General features: G+C 60.9%; 16 protein-coding genes and 1 pseudogene. All 17 read right to left on the reverse strand.

Annotated features, from left to right (window positions below; all coding sequences use genetic code 11):
- Nucleotides 1–60: 60 nt before the first annotated feature.
- The 17 genes and pseudogenes from flhF to fliH all read right to left on the reverse strand — a co-directional run bounded on the left by flhF (nucleotide 61) and on the right by fliH (nucleotide 15,979).
- A complete protein-coding gene (flhF, locus tag LCU97_RS02415; protein WP_053154970.1) occupies nucleotides 61–1,410 on the reverse strand; it encodes a flagellar biosynthesis protein FlhF in 1,350 nt (449 codons plus the stop codon).
- 11 nt (nucleotides 1,411–1,421) lie between these two features.
- On the reverse strand, nucleotides 1,422–3,551 hold the full coding sequence (flhA, locus tag LCU97_RS02420) for a flagellar biosynthesis protein FlhA (protein ID WP_053155391.1): 2,130 nt from the start codon (nucleotides 3,549–3,551) through the stop codon (nucleotides 1,422–1,424).
- Nucleotides 3,552–3,674: 123 nt separating this feature from the next.
- The gene (flhB, locus tag LCU97_RS02425; RefSeq protein WP_053154967.1) at nucleotides 3,675–4,811 is read right to left on the reverse strand and encodes a flagellar biosynthesis protein FlhB; all 1,137 of its coding nucleotides are present in this window, start codon (nucleotides 4,809–4,811) and stop codon (nucleotides 3,675–3,677) included.
- Between the two features lie 3 nt (nucleotides 4,812–4,814).
- Complete coding sequence (gene fliR / locus LCU97_RS02430) at nucleotides 4,815–5,591, reverse strand: flagellar biosynthetic protein FliR (protein ID WP_371259605.1); 777 nt, start codon at nucleotides 5,589–5,591, stop codon at nucleotides 4,815–4,817.
- A gap of 10 nt (nucleotides 5,592–5,601) precedes the next feature.
- Nucleotides 5,602–5,871: a flagellar biosynthesis protein FliQ gene (gene fliQ, locus LCU97_RS02435; RefSeq protein WP_047226258.1), complete on the reverse strand. Its 270-nt coding sequence runs from the start codon at nucleotides 5,869–5,871 to the stop codon at nucleotides 5,602–5,604.
- Nucleotides 5,872–5,894: 23 nt separating this feature from the next.
- Complete coding sequence (fliP, locus tag LCU97_RS02440) at nucleotides 5,895–6,644, reverse strand: flagellar type III secretion system pore protein FliP (RefSeq protein ID WP_053154963.1); 750 nt, start codon at nucleotides 6,642–6,644, stop codon at nucleotides 5,895–5,897.
- Nucleotides 6,644–7,057 carry a flagellar biosynthetic protein FliO gene (gene fliO / locus LCU97_RS02445; RefSeq protein WP_156315965.1) on the reverse strand — a complete coding sequence of 138 codons (414 nt, stop codon included), beginning with the start codon at nucleotides 7,055–7,057 and terminating at the stop codon, nucleotides 6,644–6,646. The genes fliP and fliO overlap by 1 nt, the downstream gene beginning before the upstream one ends.
- A 27-nt stretch (nucleotides 7,058–7,084) precedes the next feature.
- Nucleotides 7,085–7,543, reverse strand: coding sequence for a flagellar motor switch protein FliN (fliN, locus tag LCU97_RS02450; RefSeq protein WP_053154959.1), 459 nt, complete (start codon nucleotides 7,541–7,543; stop codon nucleotides 7,085–7,087).
- Between the two features lie 64 nt (nucleotides 7,544–7,607).
- Nucleotides 7,608–8,576, reverse strand: a complete 969-nt coding sequence (gene fliM, locus LCU97_RS02455) for a flagellar motor switch protein FliM (RefSeq protein ID WP_053154957.1) — start codon at nucleotides 8,574–8,576, stop codon at nucleotides 7,608–7,610.
- Between the two features lie 9 nt (nucleotides 8,577–8,585).
- Nucleotides 8,586–9,089, reverse strand: coding sequence for a flagellar basal body-associated protein FliL (gene fliL / locus LCU97_RS02460; protein ID WP_053154955.1), 504 nt, complete (start codon nucleotides 9,087–9,089; stop codon nucleotides 8,586–8,588).
- Nucleotides 9,090–9,289: 200 nt separating this feature from the next.
- Nucleotides 9,290–10,663: a flagellar hook-length control protein FliK gene (locus tag LCU97_RS02465; protein ID WP_232775460.1), complete on the reverse strand. Its 1,374-nt coding sequence runs from the start codon at nucleotides 10,661–10,663 to the stop codon at nucleotides 9,290–9,292.
- 97 nt (nucleotides 10,664–10,760) lie between these two features.
- Complete coding sequence (locus tag LCU97_RS02470) at nucleotides 10,761–11,105, reverse strand: Hpt domain-containing protein (protein ID WP_042731736.1); 345 nt, start codon at nucleotides 11,103–11,105, stop codon at nucleotides 10,761–10,763.
- A gap of 31 nt (nucleotides 11,106–11,136) precedes the next feature.
- Nucleotides 11,137–12,843: an ATP-binding SpoIIE family protein phosphatase gene (locus tag LCU97_RS02475; protein WP_053154951.1), complete on the reverse strand. Its 1,707-nt coding sequence runs from the start codon at nucleotides 12,841–12,843 to the stop codon at nucleotides 11,137–11,139.
- Nucleotides 12,844–12,942: 99 nt separating this feature from the next.
- Nucleotides 12,943–13,242, reverse strand: a pseudogene (locus tag LCU97_RS02480) (STAS domain-containing protein); the annotation flags it as partial.
- Between the two features lie 102 nt (nucleotides 13,243–13,344).
- Nucleotides 13,345–13,794 carry a flagellar export protein FliJ gene (fliJ, locus tag LCU97_RS02485; protein ID WP_053154949.1) on the reverse strand — a complete coding sequence of 150 codons (450 nt, stop codon included), beginning with the start codon at nucleotides 13,792–13,794 and terminating at the stop codon, nucleotides 13,345–13,347.
- A gap of 6 nt (nucleotides 13,795–13,800) precedes the next feature.
- Entirely contained in the window at nucleotides 13,801–15,159 is a 1,359-nt protein-coding gene (fliI, locus tag LCU97_RS02490; protein WP_053154947.1) for a flagellar protein export ATPase FliI, read from the reverse strand.
- Nucleotides 15,149–15,979, reverse strand: coding sequence for a flagellar assembly protein FliH (gene fliH, locus LCU97_RS02495; protein ID WP_232775461.1), 831 nt, complete (start codon nucleotides 15,977–15,979; stop codon nucleotides 15,149–15,151). The genes fliI and fliH overlap by 11 nt, the downstream gene beginning before the upstream one ends.

Raw genomic sequence — 15,979 nt, forward strand, 5'->3', positions numbered from 1 at the left:
ACATTGAACATTGCATGGCAGACCATCGATGTAGGTACAAAAAAAATATTCATGATTACCTCAGCCAACCTGCTTGGTCGGGCTGTGGTAGATATCAGCGAACATGTCAGCCATGGCTTCTTCGCTGGGTTCGTCCTGCATTTGCACACTCACTGCACGGCTGACCAGTTGATGGCGACGCGGCAGATGCAAATCATCCGGGATCCGCGGCCCATCGGTCAGGTACGCCACCGGCAGATCGTGACCGATCGCCAGGCTCAATACCTCGCCCAGGCTTGCCGTTTCGTCCAGCTTGGTCAGGATGCAACCGGCCAGACCACAGCGCTTGTAGCTGTGATAAGCGGCCGTTAGAACCTGTTTCTGGCTGGTGGTTGCCAACACGAGATAATTTTTTGACCGTATACCGCGACCGGCCAGGCTTTCAAGCTGCATACGCAGGGCCGGATCGCTGGCTTGCAGGCCGGCGGTATCGATCAGCACGACGCGCTTGCGCAGCAGGGGTTCCAGCGCCTGGGCCAGGGATTGGCCCGGGTCCACGTGGGTCACCGACACATTGAGAATCCGACCCAGGGTCTTGAGCTGTTCCTGGGCGCCGATGCGGAAACTGTCCATGCTGACCAGGGCAATGCTCTGGGCACCGTACTTGAGTACATAACGGGCGGCGAGCTTGGCCAGGGTGGTGGTCTTGCCCATGCCGGCCGGGCCGACCATCGCAATCACCCCGCCCTCTTCCAGCGGCTCGACTTCCGGCGTGGCGATCATCCGTGCCAGGTGCGCCAGCAGCATGCGCCAGGCCTGGCGAGGCTCCTCGATGTCATTGATCAGCGCCAGCAGGTCGCGAGCCAACGGGCCGGACAGGCCGATGCGTTGCAGACGACGCCACAGGTTGGCCTGGGCCGGACGGCTACCTTGCAACTGGTTCCAGGCCAGGGAGCCGAGCTGGACTTCCATCAACTCGCGCAGGCTGTTGAGTTCGAAGCGCATCGAGTCCAGAGCCCGCGGATCGAGACCGGGGGCTGGCGCGGCCGGTGCCGGAGCCGGACGACGCGGCTCGGCCGGGGTCGGCTCGATCAGCGGCTCGGCAGCGGTCAAGGGCAGGCCGGCGGTCAACGGCTGGCCGGCGAACAATTGACGATTGGTACCCGCCGCGGCCTCGCCTTCGCTGCTGCGCAGGCTCAGTTCAGCCTGGGCGCTGGCGATGCGCGACTGGGTCTTGCGCAGCTCATCCTCGAGTTCCATGTTCGGAACCCGCGGGGCCAGCGCAGACAGTTTGTAGTCCAGGGCCGCCGTCAGCTCGACACCGCCGGCGATCCGGCGGTTGCCGATGATGGCTGCTTCGGCGCCCAGCTCGTCACGAACCAGTTTCATGGCCTGACGCATATCGGCGGCGAAAAAACGCTTCACTTGCATAAACCACTACCTCAGCCGTTGGGCCCTACTGTCGCAACAATGGTCACTTGCTTGTTGTCCGGTATTTCCTGATACGCCAGCACATGCAGCCCCGGAACTGCGAGGCGGCCGAAGCGCGAGAGCATCGCGCGGATCGGACCTGCCACCAGCAGGATCACCGGTTGGCCTTGCATCTCTTGCCGCTGGGCTGCCTCGATCAACGAACGTTGCAGCTTCTCGGCCATGCTTGGCTCCAGCAGAACACCCTCTTCCGAGCCTTGTCCTGCCTTCTGAAGACTATTGAGCAATATCTGTTCCAACCTTGGTTCCAGAGTGATCACAGGCAGCTCGGACTCAGTGCCTACAATGCTTTGGACGATTGCACGGGATACGCCGACCCGCACCGCAGCCACCAGGGCGGCGGTATCTTGACTCTTGGAAGCGTTGTTGGCGATCGCTTCGGCGATACTGCGGATGTCGCGCACCGGCACCTGTTCGGCCAGCAGCGCTTGCAGGACCTTGAGCAGTTGCGACAACGAAACCACACCTGGCACCAGCTCTTCGGCCAGTTTGGGCGAGCCTTTGGCCAGTACCTGCAACAATTGCTGGACTTCTTCGTGGCCAATCAGCTCGCTGGAGTGCTTGTACAGAATTTGATTCAAATGGGTTGCAACCACGGTACTGGCGTCCACCACGGTGTAACCGAGGGACTGGGCCTGGGCCCGTTGACTGATTTCGATCCACACCGCTTCCAGGCCGAAAGCCGGATCCTTGGCGGTGATGCCGTTGAGCGAACCATAGACCTGACCCGGGTTGATCGCCAGTTCGCGATCCGGGTAGATCTCGGCCTCGGCCAGGATGACCCCCATCAGCGTCAGCCGATAGGCGCTCGGCGCCAGGTCGAGGTTGTCGCGGATGTGCACGGTGGGCATCAGGAAGCCCAGGTCCTGGGACAACTTCTTGCGCACGCCCTTGATCCGCGCCAGCAACTGGCCGCCCTGGTTACGGTCGACCAATGGGATCAGGCGATAGCCGACTTCCAGGCCGATCATGTCGATGGGCGTCACGTCGTCCCAGCCCAGCTCCTTGGTTTCCATGGCGCGCGCTGGCGACGGCAACAGCTCCTGCTGACGCTTGACCTCTTGCAGGGCCTGCTCCTTCTGCACGTTCTGCTTCTTCCAGAACAGGTAGGCACCGCCTGCCGCCACGGCCGCCATGCTCAGGAAGGAGATGTGCGGCATGCCCGGCACCAGCCCCATCACCGCCATCAGACCCGCGGCCACGGCCAGAGCCTTGGGCGATGCGAACATCTGCCGGCCGATCTGCTTGCCCATGTCTTCGGAGCCCGAGGCACGGGTGACCATGATCGCGGCGGCTGTGGATAACAACAGTGATGGCAATTGCGCCACCAAACCGTCACCGATGGTCAGCAACGCGTAGACCTTGCCGGCGTCGCCGAAGGTCATGCCATGCTGGAAAATACCGACAGCCATGCCGCCGATAAGGTTGATGAACAGGATCAGCAGACCGGCGATGGCATCACCGCGCACGAATTTGCTGGCACCGTCCATGGAACCGTAGAACTCGGCTTCCTGGGCCACTTCCAAGCGACGCGCCTTGGCCTGACCCTGATCGATCAGACCGGCGTTGAGGTCGGCGTCGATTGCCATCTGCTTGCCGGGCATCGCATCGAGGGTAAAGCGCGCGCTCACCTCGGAAATCCGTCCGGCACCCTTGGTCACCACCACGAAGTTAATGATCATCAGGATGGCGAAGACCACGATACCGACCACGTAGTTACCGCCGATCACCACCTCACCGAAGGCCTGAATCACCTTACCGGCGGCGGCGTGACCTTCCTGGCCATGGAGCATGACCACGCGGGTGGACGCCACGTTCAGCGCCAGGCGCAACAACGTTGCCACCAGCAGGATGGTGGGGAACACCGCGAAATCCAGCGGACGCAGGGCGTACACGCAGACCAGCAGGACCACGATCGACAAAGCGATGTTGAACGTGAAGAACACGTCCAGCAGGAACGGTGGTACCGGCAGCATCATCATGGCCAGCATGACCATGAGCAACAGCGGCACGCCCAGATTGCCCCTGCTGAGGTCTACGACGTTGCTGCGCGCGGTGCTGAGTAGCTGAGAGCGATCCACCAATATTCCCCGTTCCGTGAAGCAAACTTTTGACGCCCGGAGCGGGCTCGGAGGGGGTATTGCAAGAAGCCTTCCAACTTTTGCCAAAGGCCAGAACAGGGGCCTGAAAGCCAACCCGGTGAATCAAGAGTCGCGGCGCAGGTCCGGCGGAATCGGCAAGTCCTTGAGCGGTTCGGGTCGCTTGCCCTTGCCGGCGCGGTGCTGACGGATCTGGTACACGTAGGCCAACACCTGAGCCACCGCCAGGTACAAGCCGCCAGGGATTTCCTGGTCGAGTTCGGTGGAGTAATAGATCGACCGCGCCAGCGCCGGGGATTCGAGCAGCATCACTTCGTTGGCAACGGCGATTTCACGGATCTTCAACGCCAGGAAGTCGCTACCCTTGGCGAGCAACACCGGGGCGTTGCCTTTGTCGGGGTCGTACTTGAGCGCCACGGCGTAGTGGGTCGGGTTGGTGATGACCACATCGGCCTGCGGGATCGCCGCCATCATCCGCCGCTGGGACACTTCGTGTTGCAACTGACGAATCCGCTGTTTGACCTCGGGCTTGCCCTCCTGCTCCTTGTGTTCGTCACGAACTTCCTGCTTGGTCATCATCAGCTTCTGCTTGCTCTGATAGAGCTGGATCGGCACGTCGATCGCTGCGATCAGAATCAAACCACAGGCCATCCACAGGGTACTCCAGCCCACTAGTTGCACACTGTGGATGATGGCCTGCTCCAACGGTTCATGGGCGATGCGCAGCAGATCGTCGATGTCGGCTTGCAACACTGTCAGGGCCACGAACAGGATCAGCAGGAACTTGCCAAGTGCCTTGAGTAACTCCATCAGCGCCGTGGTGGAGAACATCCGCTTGAGACCCGAGAGCGGATTCATCCGACTGAACTTGGGCGCCAGGCTTCCGCTCGCGAACAACCACCCTCCCAGGGAAATCGGACCGATGATGGCAGCCAGCAGAAGGAAAATCAGGATCGGCTGCATCGCCAGGATAGCGATCTTGCCCGAATGCAGCAGGTATTGGGTCATGGCCCCCGGCGTGAGCAACACCTCACGGGGCAAAGAGAAGTTCAGGCGCATGATCTCCAGCAGGTCCAGGGCCAATCCTCCCCCATAAATCAGCAGTCCACCGGCACCGGCCAGTGTCACCGCCAGGGTGTTGAGCTCCTTGGAGCGCGCAATCTCCCCCTTCTCCCGGGATTCGCGCTTGCGCTTGTCCGTGGGGTCTTCTGTCTTGTCCTGACCGCTCTCGCTTTCCGCCATGGTTTAGCGCGCCTGTGCCATGTCACGCAGCAACTGCAAGGCCTGGGTGGCCAGCGGCTGATACTGATTAAGGATATCTCCCAGACTGATCCAGAAAATCACCATGCCAAGGACGAGAGTCAGTGGAAAACCGATGGAGAAAATGTTCAATTGCGGCGCGGCGCGGGTCATGACCCCGAATGCGATATTGACGATCAGCAATGCTGTGATTGCAGGCAAGACCAGAACCATGGCAGCTCCCAGCACCCAACCGAGCTTGCCGGCGACATCCCAGAAATGGTTGACCAGCATCGCGCTGCCCACCGGCAAGGTCGTGAAGCTTTCGGTCAATACCTCGAACACCACCAGATGACCGTTCATGGCCAGGAACAGCAGCGTGACCAGCATGGTCAGGAACTGCCCGATCACCGCCGTGTTGACCCCGTTGGTGGGGTCGATCATGGAGGCGAAAGCCATGCCCATCTGGATCGAGATGATCTGCCCGGCCACCACGAACGCCTGGAAAAACAATTGCAGCGAAAAACCCAACAACACACCGATGAGGATCTGCTCGGCCACCAGCATCAGCGCACTGAGGTCCAGGGCGTTGACCGGCGGCATCGGCGGCAGGCCGGGCACGATGACCACTGTGATAGCCAAGGCAAAATAAAGGCGCACGCGCGTGGGTACCAGAGTCGTGCCGAAGACCGGCATGCTCATCAATACGGCCGTCACGCGAAACAGCGGCAGGATGAAGGACGCCACCCACGTACTGATCTGGGTATCCGTCAACGCTAGCATCGACATCGGGTCAACCGATCAACTGGGGAATACTGCCGTACAACTGCAGGATGTATTCCATGAAGGTTTGCACCAGCCATGGACCGGCGACGATCAGCGTCACCAGCATGACCAGCAGACGTGGCAGGAAGCTGAGGGTCTGTTCGTTGATCTGGGTTGCGGCCTGGAACATCGCCACCAGCAGGCCCACCAACAAACTGGGAATCACCAGCACGGCCACCATCATGGTCGTCAGCCAGAGAGCCTCGCGGAACAGGTCTACCGCTACTTCAGGCGTCATATCTTGCTACCTGCACGAATGGTCTAAACACCGCCGAAACTGCCTGCCAGCGTACCGATGATCAAGGCCCAGCCATCCACCAGCACAAACAGCATGATCTTGAACGGCAGGGAAATGATCAGCGGCGACAGCATCATCATACCCATCGCCATCAGCACACTGGCGACCACCAGGTCGATAATCAGGAACGGGATGAAAATCATGAAGCCAATCTGGAACGCGGTTTTCAGCTCGGACGTCACGAAGGCCGGCACCAGGATGGTCAGCGGCGCCTGGTCGGCGCTGGGGATATCCGTGCGCTTGGACAGGCGCATGAACAGTTCCAGGTCGCTGCTGCGGGTCTGGGCCAGCATGAAGTCCTTGACCGGCACCTCAGCCTTGGCCACGGCTTCCTGGGCGGTGATTTTCTCTGCCAGGTAAGGTTGCAGCGCATCCTGGTTCACCCGATCGAACACCGGAGCCATGATGAACATGGTCAGGAACAGCGCCATGCCGGTAAGGATCTGGTTCGACGGCGTCTGCTGCAGGCCAAGGGCCTGGCGCAGGATCGAAAAGACAATGATGATCCGGGTGAAACTGGTCATCAGCATGACGAACGCAGGGATGAAACTCAGCGCCGTCATGATCAGCAGGATTTGCAGGCTGACCGAGTATTCCTGGGCTCCTTCGGCGTTGGTGCCGAGGGTGATCGCCGGGATCGACAACGGATCGGCGGCAAACGCCAACGGTGCGGCCAGCATCAAGGCCAGCGCCAACAGAATGCGCAACGGCATTACTTTCTATCCTTCTGGTCTTTACCCAGCAGTTCCATGAGGCGCTGGGCAAATTCGGGAGCAGCCTGTTCGGAAGTGGGCACCTGCACCGGCTCCTTGAGCACGTGCAACGCGGTGATGGTGCCGGGGCTCATGCCCAGCAGGATCTGTTCATTGCCAACCTGCACCAGCACCAGACGATCACGCGGTCCCAGCGCGCGGGAGCCGACGATGTCGATGACCTGCCCCTTGCCGGCCGGCCCCGCCTGCTGAACGCGACGCAGCAGCCAGGCCAGGAAAAAGATCAACCCCAGCACCAACAGCAGGCCGAGCACCAATTGCGCCAGCTGCCCGGCCATGCCACTGCCGGTCGCCGCTGCGCTTGCCGTTGCAGTCGCCGCAGGCTCGGCGGCCAACACGCTGAACGGCAGCATGAGGGCTGTTGCGATAACCCCTTTCACTCAGCGCAGCTTCTTGATGCGTTCGCTCGGGCTGATCACGTCCGTCAGGCGGATGCCGAACTTCTCGTTGACCACCACCACCTCGCCATGGGCGATCAGGGTGCCGTTGACCAGCACGTCCAGCGGTTCGCCGGCCAGGCGGTCCAGCTCGATCACCGACCCCTGGTTGAGCTGCAGCAGGTTGCGGATATTGATGTCGGTGCTGCCCACTTCCATGGATATCGACACCGGGATGTCGAGAATCACGTCCAGGTTCGGTCCATCCAGCGTCACCGGCTCATGACTCTTGGGCACGCTGCCAAACTCTTCCATCGGCAGACGGTTGGACGCATGGGCGCCGGTGTCGGCGGCCAGCAAGGCGTCGATGTCGGCCTGCCCGGCTTCACCGGCTTCTTCCAGGGCCGCAGCCCATTCATCGGCCAGCGCCTGGTCGTCCTGGTTGTTCATATCGTTAGCCATCATTTGTCCTCGGCGGGCAAAAATCAGTAAAAAACCTAAATTCGATTACAGCGTTCGACACCACTCAACGGCGTTCGATCGGCTCGATTACCTGCAACGCCAGGTTGCCTTTGTGAGAGCCCATCTTGACCTTGAAGGCCGGCACGCCGTTGGCGCGCATGATCATGTCTTCGGGCATTTCGACGGGAATGATGTCCCCTGGCTGCATGTGCAGGATGTCCCGCAGGCGCAGTTGACGCCGGGCAACTGTCGCCCCGATCGGCACATCCACGTCCAGGACGTCCTGGCGCAGGGCATTGATCCAGCGCTCGTCCTGATCGTCGAGGTCCGACTGGAAACCGGCGTCGAGCATTTCGCGCACCGGCTCGATCATCGAATAAGGCATGGTCACGTGCAGATCACCGCCTCCTCCGTCGAGCTCGATGTGGAAAGTCGATACCACAATGGCTTCGCTCGGGCCAACGATGTTGGCCATGGCCGGGTTCACCTCCGAGTTGATGTACTCGAAGTTCACTTCCATGATCGCCTGCCAGGCTTCCTTCAGGTCAACGAAGGCCTGCTCCAGCACCATGCGCACCACCCGCAATTCGGTGGGAGTGAATTCACGCCCTTCGATCTTGGCGTGCCGACCGTCGCCGCCAAAGAAGTTGTCCACCAGCTTGAACACCAGCTTGGCGTCCAGAATGAACAACGCGGTACCGCGCAGCGGCTTGATCTTCACGAGGTTCAAGCTGGTGGGCACATACAGCGAATGCACGTACTCACCGAACTTCATCACCTGCACGCCACCGACGGCCACGTCGGCCGAACGGCGCAGCATGTTGAACATGCTGATGCGGGTGTATCGGGCAAAACGCTCGTTGATCATCTCCAGGGTCGGCATGCGTCCACGAACGATGCGGTCCTGGCTGGTCAGGTCATAGCTTTTGACGCTGCCCGGTTCAGTAGCGGTTTCGGTCTGCACCAGGCCGTCGTCGACACCATGCAACAGCGCGTCGATTTCGTCCTGGGACAAAAGGTCCTGCACGGCCATGTCGTGTTCCTACTGCAATACGAAGTTAGTGAAAAGCAGTTGTTCGATCACCACTTTGCCCAGCTCTTTCTGAGCCACTTCCTGAACGCTGGCCGTGGCTTTCTGACGGAGCATTTCCTGGCCGACCGGAGTCGCCAGGGTGTCGAAATTCTGTCCGGAAAACAGCATCACCAGGTTATTGCGGATCAGCGGCATGTGCACACGCAGCGCTTCGAGGTCGGCCTGGTTGCGGCCCAACAAGGTAATGCTGACCTGCATGTAGCGCTGGCGACCATTCTGGGTGTAGTTGGCCACGAACGCAGGCGCCATGGGCTCGAAAATAGCCGGCTGCTTGCCGACCGGAGCCGCTTCGGCCACGGGCGCTGGCTTGCTTTGAGCGTTGTGCATGAAATACCACGTCGCCCCCACGGAAACACCGATCGCCAGCAGCAAGCCCACCACGATCAGAATGATCATCTTGAGTTTGCCTTTGGTCGCGGGGTCTTTTACAGCTGCTGCTTCGCTCTTCGCCATGCCAATAATCCGTCACTAATCGGGGGGTTTACGGTTGCATGGGAAGGCAGGAGCAAGTGTTATGCCAGAAGCAATTTGCAAAACTCAAAACAACTGTGGGAGCGGGCTTGCTCGCGAAGGCGGAGTGTCAGTCGACGTCATCGATACTGATATACCGCTTTCGCGAGCAAGCCCGCTCCCACAGGGTCTGTGGCGCCTGATCAGGCGTAGTAATCCACCGCGCTGGTGCCGATGACGCTGGTGGTGTTGGCCGCGGCATCGACCACGTTGGCCGGCAGGCTTTCATCGGCCGAATCCAGACGCGAACCGCTTGAGGTGATGCGTCCGGCCTGGGCCTGCTGCTGTGCCTGTTGGTCCTGGTTCTGGGAGCCACGGGACTGATCGGAGACGTTGACATCGACCTGCCCCATGCCCTGTTGGGCGAAACTGTCCCGCAAGCGGTGCATCTGGCCTTCGAGGGCCTCGCGAACGCCGGAATGGGCGCTCATGAAGGTCACCTGGGTCTGCTGGTCCGGAACCATGTTCACCCGGATATCCAGTCGCCCGAGTTCGGCCGGCTGCAATTGGATGTCCGCCGCCTTGAGATTGGCGCTGGAGAGGTACATGACCCGGTTGACGATTTCTTCAGTCCAACCGCTCTGGTTCATGGCGATGGGCTGGTTGACCGGTACCGCATTGGCCGTCTTGGGTGTAGCGGCCTGGGTCAGTGCCGCCAGACGGTTGGCGAAATCATCCACCCGGGTATCGCTGGATGCAGCGCCCAAATCCTTCAGACCTTCGCTGATGAGGCCGCTAAAGGCTTTGTCGCCGCCCTGACTACCCGGGCCGGTGCTGTCCTGGTCGGCCTGGACGCTGAGCATATTGGCCATGCCGGCGGCAAATGCCTGGGCCGACGTGGACGTCTGTTCAGCTTCGAGCGGCGCCGTAGCGGCCGCCTTTGGCTGGCTGGCAGCGGAAACATGGCCGCTCTGCTCCATCGCCAGGCGCAGCACTGGCAGGGCATCGAGAGGATCAGCCTGTGGATCGAACTCCGGATCCACCACTGGCGTCTCGGCCTTGGCCGGCGTGATCAGGGGAACAACCGGCGATGCCACCGCAGTAGCCACTTGAGATGCAGAGGAAGCGTCCACCGGCGCGGGGGCAACCTCCACGGTCACGACCGGTGCGACGGTCTCCGGCAACAAGGCAGGATCGAGCGTCGGATTGGCAGGCTGAGCCTCGGCCTCAGGCGCTTGGGCGGTATCGTCGCGGTCTTCGCTGGCGCCCTGATCGTCAGCCGTAGCCGGCTTGTCGGCGGGCAAAGGTTTGCCGCTATCGGCAACGGTCGGTTCTGGCGCGGCAGCCGTTTCGCTGTCGACCTCCTTCTTGACGGGGTTGTCGGGGCTCTTATCACGCACCGGCTTGATCGAAGGGTCCGAGACCGACGGTGATTTGACAGGCGTCTGCTTGGCGAAGACCTGCGCGAAGCTGGAGGCTCTATTCCCTGGCTCCGGGGCCGCTGCCGGTGAATTGACGGCGGTCTGGGGCTTGGCCTGGGTAGCGGCCTGCAGCAGTGTGTTGGGCGTAACGGGCATAAAAGTCTCCGCTGCACTGAAATCATAGGTACAGTCGGGACAAGTCACTGCAAGGGTTGGGCCAACTCAGGCAAACATGGAATTGCGCGCACGACTCTCAGCAGTGGAAACCTTCGCGCTCTTCCCTGCAAAGGTTGCGCACATGAGCAAATTCACTGTCGATTTCGCTGACCAGTTTCTCGATGCCACCCAGTGAAGGCTGTTTGGCGCGCTGCTCCAGCTCACCGCACAGCTCGGCCAGGCGGATGGCGCCCATGTTGCTGCTGCTGCCCTTGAAGCTATGGGCCGTGGCACTCAGTTTCTCGGCGTCGCGGGCCTCGTGCAGCACCCGAAGGCGAGCCTCGGAATCGTTGAGAAAGGTATCGAGCAATTCCAGATACCCTTCCTCCATGACTTCCTTCAATGTGCTGAGCACATCGCGGTCCAGATGTATCTCACTCACTTGTTCACTCCTTGATCAAGAATGGCCTGGATTATGCCAGAGCCTCCCAGAAAAACTCCACGCGTACATTACGACCATCGTCTGACCAGACGGCCTGGTGACTCAACTGGCGTACCAGGCTCACGCCTCGCCCGGACAGCCTGTCGCAGTCCTGCGGGCGCGCCAGCACATGGGCGACATCGAAGCCCCCACCACTGTCTTCGACCTCAATCACCAAGCGCCCCCCCTCACCATGGGGGGTAACGTGCAAATGCACCCTGATATGACCGTCACTCAACGCCTCCAGGCGTGAGTTGCGCTCCGTATAGTAGCGCGCAAAACCCGACGCATCACGCTTGATACCCGAGTCGAGTCCCAGCACCCCATGCTCAAGGGCGTTGGAATACAGCTCCGAGAGAACGCTGTAGAGGGCTCCACTCTGAGCCCTGAGCCCATGAACCTCCTGCAACAGCTGCAGCAAGTACGGCATCGGATTGAACCGCCTGAGCGTCTGCGCCCGGAATTCGAAGCTCACCGACCAGTCCAGGGGGCTGGACTGGCCGCTATCGGAATAGACCGGTGGCGGCGGGTTGAGTTGCGTCGGCGCAACCATCCGCACCTCCACCATGCTGAAGTCATCGCGAGCCTCGCCACGGAACTCGCGCAGCGACTGCTGGATTTCTTCAAAAAGGCAGTCCGGCTCGCGATTGGCAGCGAATACCGCCTGTAGCCGTTCCACACCGAACAGTTCTTCCTCTTCATTACTGGTATCGATCACACCATCCGACAACAGGAATACCCGATCCCCCACCGCCATGGGATGCACTTCGGTACGGTCGTCGAACAGTTGTGGCGTCAGTACGCCCAACGGCAAATGGCGCGCTGGCAGGGGCTTGCGCGCGCCGCTGAGACTGTCATGCAGGTAGCCGTCGGGCATGCCACCGTTCCAGATTTCCACGGTGCAACGCTGAAAGCTCAGGCACAACAGCGTCGCGCAGCAAAACATGTCGACCGGCAGGATGCGCTTGAGCTTGGCATTCATCTCCCGCAGGATCTGCGCCAGGCCGTAGCCCTTGGCGGTCATGCCGTAGAAGACCTCCGCCAGGGGCATGGCGCCGACCGCCGCCGGCAAGCCGTGCCCGGTAAAATCCCCCAACAGGACGTGCATGTCTCCGGCCGGATTGAAGGCGGCCAGGAGCAAATCGCCGTTGAACAGGGCATAGGGCGATTGCAGGTATCGGATATTCGGCGCGCTCAGGCAGCCGGAATGGGCGATCTTGTCGAACACGGCCTTGGCGACCCGTTGTTCGTTGAGCAGGTAATCATGGTGTCGAGCGATCTGGTCGCGCTGTTCGACAACCGTGGCCTGCAACCGGCGCAAGCGGTCCATGGCCTTGATCTTGGCCGCCAGAATCACCTGGTTATAGGGTTTGGCCAGGAAATCGTCGCCACCGGCCTCCAGGCAACGAGCCAAGGCTTCACTTTCGGTCAAGGACGTGAGAAAGATGATGGGGACCAGCTGTTCGCCGGCCAGGTGCTTGATCTTCTGTGCCGCTTCGAATCCGTCCATGACGGGCATCATGGCATCCATCAATACCATGTGAGGACGTTGCTGCCGGTAGACCTCCACTGCCTCGGCGCCATCGGCGGCAGTCAGCACATGATGACCCTGGCGACGGACAATGGTCGACAACAGCAGCCGATCAGCGGCACTGTCCTCGGCAATCAGGACCGTCAGGGGCTCGGTATCGGACAACATGGCTGCCGGTCAAGCTTTGCCTGCATGAAGCTTGTCCCGATGGGCGTGGTCGTGCTGCGCTGCGTCTTTAGGATCCGACCTGTCCTCTTTCGGGCCGTCGATGTCGAACAGCTTGTCGAAATTGGAAATCGCAAGAATCTTGCGCACATCCGCACTGCAGTTGGAGACGCTCACATTGGCGTCTTCCCCTCCGGCGTAATCCCGAAGCAGGAGCAACATGCCCAAGGCGGAGCTATCAAGATAAGTGGTGTCTTTCAGATCCACGACGTAAATTTCGGGCTTTTGGGAAAACTTTTCGTAAGATTCACGAAATTCCTGATGCCGCCCGAAATCGAAACGACCCTTGATCGAAATCGTCAGTTTCTTCCCATCGCCGGAGACTTCTGTAACGACTGACATAGTAGGCTTCCCTGTCATGGACATACGTGTACAAGGTGTAGCACCTGGTAGAGGTCTGAGCAAGGTTTTGGATCGCCCGTTCCTCTAAATTCGGTGCCGCGATCAGAATGGATCCTGGCGCGGCAGGCGCTGGGACAGTTCATCCAGCAATTTTTGCTCGCGCTTGTCCTCCAACTGCCGCGCCTCATCGATATAGCGCTGCACCAGCTTGCGCAGCCCTTCGACCCGGGCGAAGGCCTCTTGCCAGCTCTGGCGAGCCTTCTCCAGATTGTTCTGGTGCCAGACCAGGCTCTGGCGCTGCTGGTCGATGGCCGTCCCCAGTTGCGCGAGAAACCCCTGATAGCCCAATAACCACTGGCCGGAAACGCCGTGGCTGCCACGGGCGATCCATTGTTCCTGATATTCGAGGCGAAAATTCTCGAGGTCCGCCAGTTTGCTTTCGGCGACGGCCACCTGGCCCTGAAAATACGCCAAACGTTGAACGGCAGTTTTCTCGGCCTTTTCCGCCATATCCACCACAGGCGCCAGACGCGCCGCACGACTCGTGGCCATGATCGGTTATCCGCCGGATACCGGGGCGAAGATGGTCTGCAGGTGCGCTTCGCTGGCTCCCATGCCAATGTTGTCGTTCAGGCTCTGGCGCAGGTAAACCGCCATGGCCGGATAAAGATTGATGGCAGTGTCCGTCTCGCGGTCGCCACCCGGTACGTAGGCACCCACACTGATCAGATCGCGGCTCTGCTGGTAACGCGACCAGTATTGCTTGAACTGTTGCGCACGCTTCAGGTGTTCGGCGCTGATGACGGACGGCATGACCCGGCTGATGGACGCCTCGATATCGATGGCCGGGTAATGCCCCTCCTCCGCCAGGCGCCGGGACAGCACGATGTGCCCATCGAGCACACCCCGCGCCGAGTCGGCAATGGGATCCTGCTGGTCGTCCCCTTCGGAAAGGACGGTATAGAACGCGGTGATCGAACCGCCGCCCTTTTCGGCGTTACCGGCACGCTCCACCAGCTTGGGCAATTTGGCGAACACCGAAGGTGGATAACCCTTGGTGGCCGGGGGCTCGCCGATAGCCAGGGCGATTTCCCGCTGGGCCTGGGCGAAACGGGTCAGCGAGTCCATCAGCAACAGGACATTCTTGCCCTTGTCGCGGAAATATTCGGCAATACGGGTGCAATACATGGCGGCCCGCAACCGCATCAACGGCGCATCGTCCGCCGGCGAAGCCACCACGACGGAACGCTTGAGGCCTTCCTCGCCGAGGATGTGCTCGATGAATTCCTTTACCTCACGACCCCGCTCGCCGATCAACCCGACCACGATGATGTCGGCTTCGGTGAAGCGGGTCATCATGCCCAACAGCACACTCTTGCCCACGCCGGTACCGGCGAACAGACCCAGACGCTGACCGCGCCCCACCGTCAACAAACCGTTGATGCAACGAATGCCCACGTCCAGCGGAACGCTGATGGGATCACGCTTGAGCGGGTTGATGGTCGGGCCGTCCATCGGCACCCAGTCCTCGGCCTTCATGCCGCCCTTGCCATCCAGGGCACGACCGGCCCCATCCAGCACTCGGCCGAGCATGCTCATGCCCATGGGCAGTCGGCCCGTATCGGCCAAAGGCACCACGCGCGCACCGGGGGCGATCCCGGCCACACTGCCCACCGGCATCAAAAAGACTTTGCTGCCGGAGAAGCCCATGACTTCGGCTTCGACCTGTACGGGATGATAAGTGTCGTCGTTGATAACCAGGCAGCGGCTGCCCATGGCGGCGCGCAGGCCTTCGGCTTCGAGGGTCAGGCCGACCATGCGCAGCAGGCGCCCTTCCAGGATGGGCTGGCCGGCCAGTTCGGTGGCCTCGGCATAGCTGCCAAGGCGCTTGCCGAAGCTGGTTCGTTCAAGACGCATCGCGACCATCCGGTTCAGCTGCGATCGATTCAGCGGCGTCCGGGCTGACGCCGGCGGTGACCTTGGGTTCATCCGGCAATTGCAGGCTCAGGTCCGGAGCGGCCGGATGCAGGGCCTGCTCGTGAAGCTGGTCGAACAACTTGGCCATGATCTGCGCAATGCGGGTTTCGATGGTCGCGTCAATGCGGCTGTGTTCGGTTTCCACCCGGCAACCGCCCGGCAGCATGGACTCGTCTTCGACGATGCGCCAGGTTTCCTCATGACGTTCGCGCAAGGCTTTGACTAACGCAAAATCCTGGGGATTGATGTAGAGCCGCACATTGTCCACGCCCAGTGGCAAGAGCTTGAGGGCTTCGCGCATGACGTGTTCGATCTGGCTCGAATCGATGGCCAGTTCGCGCTGGATCACCTGCCGGGCGATGTGCTGCACCAGCCCCACCAGGGATTTTTCGATCTGCGTATCCTGCTCGGCGATGGGCTCGAACAGGTTGTGCATCAACGCCTCCATCGTCTGAAGCTTGGCCGCCAGTGCAATGTCGGCTTCCTGGCGGACCTTGATCGAGGTGCTGTGGAAGCCTTCCTTTTCACCAATGGCGAAGCCTTCGTTGTAGGCTTCCTGACGAATGCTTTCGACTTCCTCCAAGGTCAGCGGCTGGACTTCCTCCAGCGGCACTTCCTCGATTTCCGGCAGTTCCTCCACCGGCTCGGGTTCAGGCTCCGGCACATGGGGGTCGAAGCTGGGCAGCGACCAGACGTCGAAACCGCCGACGTCCCGGGCGCGGATCAGGTCGCTGGGTGCTTCATCACTCTTGGCAGACAT

Origin of the sequence: Pseudomonas uvaldensis, assembly GCF_021271205.1 — a bacterium.
Lineage (GTDB): Bacteria > Pseudomonadota > Gammaproteobacteria > Pseudomonadales > Pseudomonadaceae > Aquipseudomonas > Aquipseudomonas uvaldensis.

Coding starts and splice junctions, on each gene's coding strand:
- fliP (WP_053154963.1), bottom strand. CDS start 6,644: ATGCCGTTGCGCATTCTGTTGGCGCTGGCCTTGATGCTGGCCGCACCG.
- fliM (WP_053154957.1), bottom strand. CDS start 8,576: ATGGCCGTGCAGGACCTTTTGTCCCAGGACGAAATCGACGCGCTGTTG.
- LCU97_RS02465 (WP_232775460.1), bottom strand. CDS start 10,663: ATGCCCGTTACGCCCAACACACTGCTGCAGGCCGCTACCCAGGCCAAG.
- fliH (WP_232775461.1), bottom strand. CDS start 15,979: ATGTCTGCCAAGAGTGATGAAGCACCCAGCGACCTGATCCGCGCCCGG.
- fliR (WP_371259605.1), bottom strand. CDS start 5,591: ATGCTAGCGTTGACGGATACCCAGATCAGTACGTGGGTGGCGTCCTTC.
- fliN (WP_053154959.1), bottom strand. CDS start 7,543: ATGGCTAACGATATGAACAACCAGGACGACCAGGCGCTGGCCGATGAA.
- fliO (WP_156315965.1), bottom strand. CDS start 7,057: ATGCTGCCGTTCAGCGTGTTGGCCGCCGAGCCTGCGGCGACTGCAACG.
- fliI (WP_053154947.1), bottom strand. CDS start 15,159: ATGCGTCTTGAACGAACCAGCTTCGGCAAGCGCCTTGGCAGCTATGCC.
- flhF (WP_053154970.1), bottom strand. CDS start 1,410: ATGCAAGTGAAGCGTTTTTTCGCCGCCGATATGCGTCAGGCCATGAAA.
- fliQ (WP_047226258.1), bottom strand. CDS start 5,871: ATGACGCCTGAAGTAGCGGTAGACCTGTTCCGCGAGGCTCTCTGGCTG.
- fliL (WP_053154955.1), bottom strand. CDS start 9,089: ATGGCGAAGAGCGAAGCAGCAGCTGTAAAAGACCCCGCGACCAAAGGC.
- fliJ (WP_053154949.1), bottom strand. CDS start 13,794: ATGGCCACGAGTCGTGCGGCGCGTCTGGCGCCTGTGGTGGATATGGCG.
- LCU97_RS02475 (WP_053154951.1), bottom strand. CDS start 12,843: ATGTTGTCCGATACCGAGCCCCTGACGGTCCTGATTGCCGAGGACAGT.
- flhB (WP_053154967.1), bottom strand. CDS start 4,811: ATGGCGGAAAGCGAGAGCGGTCAGGACAAGACAGAAGACCCCACGGAC.